Annotated in this window: 5 protein-coding genes; 1 reads left to right on the forward strand and 4 read right to left on the reverse strand. The window is 63.0% G+C overall.

What is annotated here, in order from left to right; all coding sequences use genetic code 11:
• Both EN932_RS27350 and EN932_RS27355 read right to left on the reverse strand, forming a co-directional pair.
• A partial coding sequence (locus EN932_RS27350; protein ID WP_245483334.1) for an NAD(P)/FAD-dependent oxidoreductase occupies positions 1-1,249 on the reverse strand: 1,249 nt, incomplete at its 3' end.
• Between the two features lie 44 nt (positions 1,250-1,293).
• A complete protein-coding gene (locus EN932_RS27355; RefSeq protein WP_013531060.1) occupies positions 1,294-1,704 on the reverse strand; it encodes a helix-turn-helix domain-containing protein in 411 nt (136 codons plus the stop codon).
• Between the two features lie 135 nt (positions 1,705-1,839).
• Between EN932_RS27355 and EN932_RS27360 the strand changes: the two genes are divergently transcribed.
• Positions 1,840-2,733, forward strand: a complete 894-nt coding sequence (locus EN932_RS27360; RefSeq protein WP_127385428.1) for an SDR family oxidoreductase — start codon at positions 1,840-1,842, stop codon at positions 2,731-2,733.
• Positions 2,734-2,918: 185 nt separating this feature from the next.
• Here the strand turns inward: EN932_RS27360 and EN932_RS27365 are convergent, their stop codons facing one another.
• Positions 2,919-4,838: a potassium transporter Kup gene (locus tag EN932_RS27365; protein WP_127385429.1), complete on the reverse strand. Its 1,920-nt coding sequence runs from the start codon at positions 4,836-4,838 to the stop codon at positions 2,919-2,921.
• Between the two features lie 104 nt (positions 4,839-4,942).
• Positions 4,943-5,683, reverse strand: coding sequence for a pyridoxine 5'-phosphate synthase (locus EN932_RS27370; RefSeq protein WP_127369871.1), 741 nt, complete (start codon positions 5,681-5,683; stop codon positions 4,943-4,945).
• Positions 5,684-5,810: the final 127 nt, after the last annotated feature.

The raw sequence follows: 5,810 nt of genomic DNA on the forward strand, positions 1-5,810 counted from the left end.
GCTTGAACGGATCGATTACGGTGCCGGCCACCATCGAGGCGAGAAACTGCGGCGCCGGCGGGATTTTTGCCACCGTCGCCACAAGCCTGTCGCGGATGAAGGGCAGCGCCACCGAATCCGACTGGTAGAACGGCGTGAACGCCAGCGACAGCGCCTGGAAGATGCGGACATGCCAGCGCCGCGCCCTCGCATAGGCTTCAAGTGCCGCTTCGATACTGTCCGTCCGCGCCAGCGCATGGCTGAGCGCCGCGGCATCGAGCAGCGCCATGTTGGCCCCTTGCCCGAGCTGCGGGCTGGTCGAGTGCGCCGCGTCGCCGATGATGGCCAGCCGCCGCCCAACCGGCCGCTTCATCGTGTGGTGGCCATAGCGCGCCAGCGAGAGCTGGTCGAAACTGTCGATCTGGCTGACATACGCCTCGCTCTGCGGCCACAGCCGGATCACCCTCTCCTTCCAGGCATCCAGGCCCCGGACGCGCACCTCATCGGCGTTCGACGGCTTCAGGCTCCAGAAGAAGGCCGCCATCTTTTCAGCGCCCGGCTGCGGCCGGCCGATCGGCAGCACGCCGATCATCACGCTCGCTCTGTCGTAGCGTTGCAGCAGCGCGCGCTCATCGAAACCGTCGCCGCGCCAGCCAAGCGAGGCCCAGAACGCGCCATAGGTGAGCGGTCGTGGCTCGCCTGCAGCGCTTGCGCCGCGCAGTTTCGAGCGCGAACCGCTGGCGTCGATGACGAGGTCGAACGGCCCCGCCCTTCGTCCGTTGCCGCAGATCAGCGTCGTCCGTTCGCCCGTCTCCAAGGCCTCGACCTCGACGCCGGTTTCGATGGCGATCGCTTCGCGTTGGGCGGCGCGGAAGAGCACGCCGAACAAGGCCGCCCGGTGCACCGCCAGCCCGAAGCGGCCACCGCGCTGCGCATCGTAGCGGACATCGAGCACGGTACGGCCTGTGGTGGCATCGGCGCCATGCAGGCGGTCGATGCGGCTGCCCAGCGCCAGCATGTCGTCAAGCAGGCCAAGATCGGCCAGCACCGTCAGCCCTGTCGGCTGCAGGATCAGCCCGGAGCCGACCGGCTTCGGCTCATCGAAGCGCTCAAAGACCGTGACCTGATGCCCGGCGCGCTTGAGATAGAGCGCCATGGCCAGTCCCGCCGGCCCGGCGCCTGCTATTGCGATGTCGTAGGAAATGCCAATGCCCCCAAAGCCGAACTGGCCGGGACAATCCTTCAGCAGCCCGGCGAAATCAAGCCGCACCCTGGGGCTTTAGCGGTCGTTCAAGCCTGGGCCTTGGCGGCCGTTCAAGCCTGGGACGCATCAAAATCGGCGCGCGCTGCGCGCACCGCATCATGGTTGAGTTCGGCCCACAGAATCAATTGGTGAAAGGCGCCGAACATAGAGCGCCCGAGATCGGTCAGGCTGTATTCGACGCTCGGTGGTTTGGTCGGGAACACCTCACGATGCACATAGCCATCGCGCTGAAGATCGTACAGCGTCTGCGTCAGCATGCGTTGCGAAATGTCGGGCACAAGGCGCCGCAACTCGCCGAAGCGATAGGGTTTTTCAGCCAGCGCCATCATCAGCAGCGATCTCCATTTGCCGCTCACCCCTTGAATGACCTCGCGAACCGGACAATTGGCAATATTGCCGCCGCCTGAGATGGCCTTATAGACCTCCAACTTCGATTTCAGATTGATGACCTTGCCGTCCATGGCTGGTTCCCTGCGTGTGCCTACCTCCCGAAAAACTGCCTTCTTTACGGCACCACGTCAATTCCTATTTTAGTGCTGGTCTCTTTTTGAGACTGCCACTCGAACCGCCTTAGCGGCGCAATGTCAGGACCTTCCATGAGCGAAACCCTTCTCGTCACCGGCGCTTCCGGCCAGCTCGGCCGCGGCGTCATCCAATATCTCCTGGACAAGCACAAAGTTCCACCGGCAAACATCATCGCCGCCACACGCAATCCGGAAAGCGTGGCCGATCTGGCGCTGCGCGGCGTCGTTGTCAGGGCCGCCGACTTCAACGACGCGGCGTCGCTGGAAACCGCATTCAAAGGCGCCGACAAGGTGCTGATCATTTCGACCGGCGATCTCGATCTCAAAAGCGGCAGGCGCCTGAAGCAGCACGAAAATGCCGTCGCCGCGGCCAAAAATGCCGGCATTTCGCATCTGCTCTACACCTCGATGCCCAATCCGGAGCCGGTATCGCCAGTCCTGTTTGCAGATGACCACTACAGCACCGAGCAGGCGATCAAGGCGAGCGGCATCCCCTACACGATCTTCCGCAACGGCTGGTACCAGGAAAACCTGTTCATGGCCCTGCCGCACGCGATCGCCTCGGGAAAATGGTACACGTCGGCCGGCGACGGGCGCATTGCCCACGGTGCGCGCGACGACATGGCAGCGGCGATCGCCGCCAGCCTCGCTGGCGCTTCAAACGAAAGCAAGACCTACACCTTGACCGGTCCGCACGCCTACACCACGGCAGAGATTGCCGCCCTGGTAAGCGAGGTCACCGGCAAGTCGCTCGATGTCCTGCAGGTTCCGGATGAAGCGCTCACCGAAGGGGTAAAGGCATCAGGCGTTCCCGAGGATTTTGCTGAAGTCATCGTGTCCTTCGACGTCAACACGCGCTCCGGCCGCATCGCCATGGTGACCGACGCGATCGAGACGCTTTCCGGCCGCAAGCCAAAAACGCTGAAGCAGTTCCTCGAGGCGAACAAGGCCGCGCTGGCCGGTTGAAGCGGAGTGACATGGACTGTGCCGCAAGACACAGCTCATTCGCCAGGACATATCGAGATTCAGGTCAGGCTGGACCGAGAATGTGGGTTCCGAGAACCGGAACGGAGCGGACACTTGGTCCGTGAGTACCGGAAGCGCAGGAACCTGCCGTTCGCAGGCCGGCCTCACCTGAATATCGGCATGTCCTAGATGGCCACCTGAGTGCCGATCTCCACCACGCGCCCGGTCGGGATCTGGAAATACTCCGTCGCGTCGGCCGCCGTGCGCGCCAGGCCGATGAACAGCCGGTCCTGCCACACCGGCATGCCGGAATTGGGCGAGGCCTTGAGCGAACGCCGCGACAGGAAGAACGAAGTCGTCATGATGTCGAATTTCCAGCCCTGCTTGCGGCAGATCGCCAGCGCGCGCGGGATGTTGGGCTGCTCCATGTAGCCGAAGGTCAGAGTCACGCGCATGAACAGCTCGTTGACCGTCTCCATCTTGACCCGGTCGCTGTCGGGCACCACCGGCTGCGGCGCGGTCACCACTGAAAGGATGACGTTCTGCTCATGCAGCACCTTGTAGTGCTTCAGGCTGTGCATCAGTGCGGTTGGCGCGCTGAGCGGATCGCTGGTCAGGAACACGGCGGTGCCTGACACCAGCTGCGGCTTCTTCTTCAACAGATTGCCGGCGAGGAAATCGAGCGGGATCTCGTTGCGGCGGGTCTTGTCGAACAGATAGCGGCTGCCGCGCACCCAGGTCCACATGGCCAGCACAATGGTGAAGGCAACGGCCAGCGATGCCCAGCCGCCCTCAAACACCTTGACGATGTTGGAGGCAAAGAAACCGACGTCGATGAAGCCGAACAGCGCCGTCAGCGAGACCGCCAGCCACAGCTTCCATTTCCAGATCCGCGTCATGACCACAAACAACAGCACCGTGGTCACCAGCATGTTGCCGGTCACCGAGATGCCGTAGGCCGATGCCAGCCTGCTGGACTCGCCGAAGCCCACCACCAGCATCATCACCACCAGCGCCAGCAGCAGGTTGACGCGCGGCATGTAGATCTGGCCGGACTGTTTCTCCGACGTATGCAGAATTTCCAGGCGCGGCAGCATATTGAGCTGCACCGCCTGCCTGGTCAACGAGAAGGCGCCCGAGATCACCGCCTGGCTGGCGATGACCGTGGCGGCGGTCGCCAGCACGACCATCGGGATCAGCGTCCAGCCTTCATTCATTTCGAAGAACGGATGGCCGACGACGCCGTTCTTGGCCAGCACGAAAGCGCCCTGCCCGGCATAATTGAGCAGCAGGCACGGAAACACGACCCACAGCCAGGCGAGCACGATCGGCTTGCGGCCGAAATGGCCGAGATCCGCATAGAGCGCCTCGGCGCCGGTCACGGCGAGGAAGATGGCGCCGATGGTGACGAAAGCGACATCGGGCGAATTGATCAGGAATGCGACGATGTAGTGCGGGCTGATCGCCCACAGGATTTCCGGATCGGCGATGATGTGGTTGAGGCCGGAAAGGCCGATCGCCAGGAACCACACCGCCGTCACGGGACCGAACACCAATCCCACGCCGCCCGTGCCGAAACGTTGCACCGCGAACACCATGGCGAGAATGACCAGTGTCAGCGGCACGACATAAGGCTGGAAGGTCGGCGTGACGACGTTCATGCCTTCGACCGCCGACAGCACCGAAATCGCCGGCGTGATGACGGCGTCGCCGAAGAAAAGCGACGCCCCGACGATGCCGATGCCGAGCATCAGCGCCGAGCGCTTGGGGAAACTGCCGCGCGCCAGCGCCATCAGCGACAGCACGCCGCCCTCGCCGCGGTTGTTCGCCCGCAGCACGAACATGATGTATTTGATGGTGACGATGATGGTCAGCGACCAGATGATCAGCGACAAAACGCCCAGGATGTCACCGCGGTCGGCCACCTGTCCGCCGGAAGATGCCACCAGCGCCTCGCGAAAGGCGTAGATCGGACTGGTGCCGATATCCCCATAGACGACACCGAGCGCGCCCAGCATCAGAACCTTGGTGCTGTGCTGTTCGACTTCCGAATGGCTCGATTGTTCGACGGGTTCTGCCTCACTACCAGTATTGGTAAGGGCCATGGACGACACTCCGATAAGCGCGCGGTGCTCTACGCTTGCTGCGATGCAATATCAAGTGCCGTCGCGTAATGGCTGCCATGCCTGCCATGCGAGGCTGCCCATCGCTACCATCCGCAGGCCTTGAGGAACCGACCCACCGTACCGGCCATGCCATACTCCAACGCGTCGGCTGTCAACCCATGTCCGATCGACACTTCGGCCAATGCCGGAATGCGCTTGACCAGCGCCGGCAGGTTGCCGACCACCAGATCGTGCCCGGCATTGACCTGCAGCCCGGCGGCAAGCGCGGCGTCAGCGGTTTTTCCCAGCCTTTCCAGCTCTTTGGCGGCTTTGGCGGAATCTGTGTGATAGCTGCCATATGGACCTGTATAGAGCTCGATGCGGTCGGCGCCGGTGTCGCGCGCGGCCGCCACCCAATCGGGATCCGGATCGGAAAACAGCGACACGCGAAAGCCCCCCTTCTTCAGGCGCTTGACGATCGGTGTGAGGAACGCGGCCTGGGTAGCGAAGTTCCAGCCATGGTCCGATGTCGCCTGAGCCGGATCGTCCGGCACCAAAGTCACCTGTTCGGGCTGATGCTTTTCCACAAGCAACAGGAAATCCTCGGTCGGATAGCCCTCGATGTTGAATTCCGCGCCCGGAAACTCGTCGTCGATCAGCGACCGGATCTCAGGCACATCGGAGTGTCTTGTATGCCGTTCGTCGGGGCGTGGATGCACCGTCAGCCCATGCGCTCCGGCCGCCAGCGCGATGCGGCCGATGCCGGTGACGCTGGGCCACGGCAGGTCGCGCCGGTTGCGCAGCATGGCGATGGCATTGAGGTTGACGGAGAGCTTTGCAGGCATGCGGGTGGCCTCGGAAATCGTTAGACGCGCCCACCTATAATGCCTTTGACGGGAACAGTAATGCCTTTGGTGGGAACAGACTGGGGGTTTCGGGTGTTCCAAGCCTGATGAACCAGCGGGGAAAGGT

Source organism: Mesorhizobium sp. M7A.F.Ca.US.002.01.1.1, assembly GCF_004022955.1.
GTDB classification, from domain to species: Bacteria; Pseudomonadota; Alphaproteobacteria; order Rhizobiales; family Rhizobiaceae; genus Mesorhizobium; species Mesorhizobium ciceri.

What these genes read in the sequence shown, in the direction of transcription:
- EN932_RS27360 (WP_127385428.1), top strand. Translation starts at nt 1,840, where the DNA reads ATGAGCGAAACCCTTCTCGTCACCGGCGCTTCCGGCCAGCTCGGCCGC.
- EN932_RS27370 (WP_127369871.1), bottom strand. Translation starts at nt 5,683, where the DNA reads ATGCCTGCAAAGCTCTCCGTCAACCTCAATGCCATCGCCATGCTGCGC.
- EN932_RS27355 (WP_013531060.1), bottom strand. Translation starts at nt 1,704, where the DNA reads ATGGACGGCAAGGTCATCAATCTGAAATCGAAGTTGGAGGTCTATAAG.
- EN932_RS27365 (WP_127385429.1), bottom strand. Translation starts at nt 4,838, where the DNA reads ATGGCCCTTACCAATACTGGTAGTGAGGCAGAACCCGTCGAACAATCG.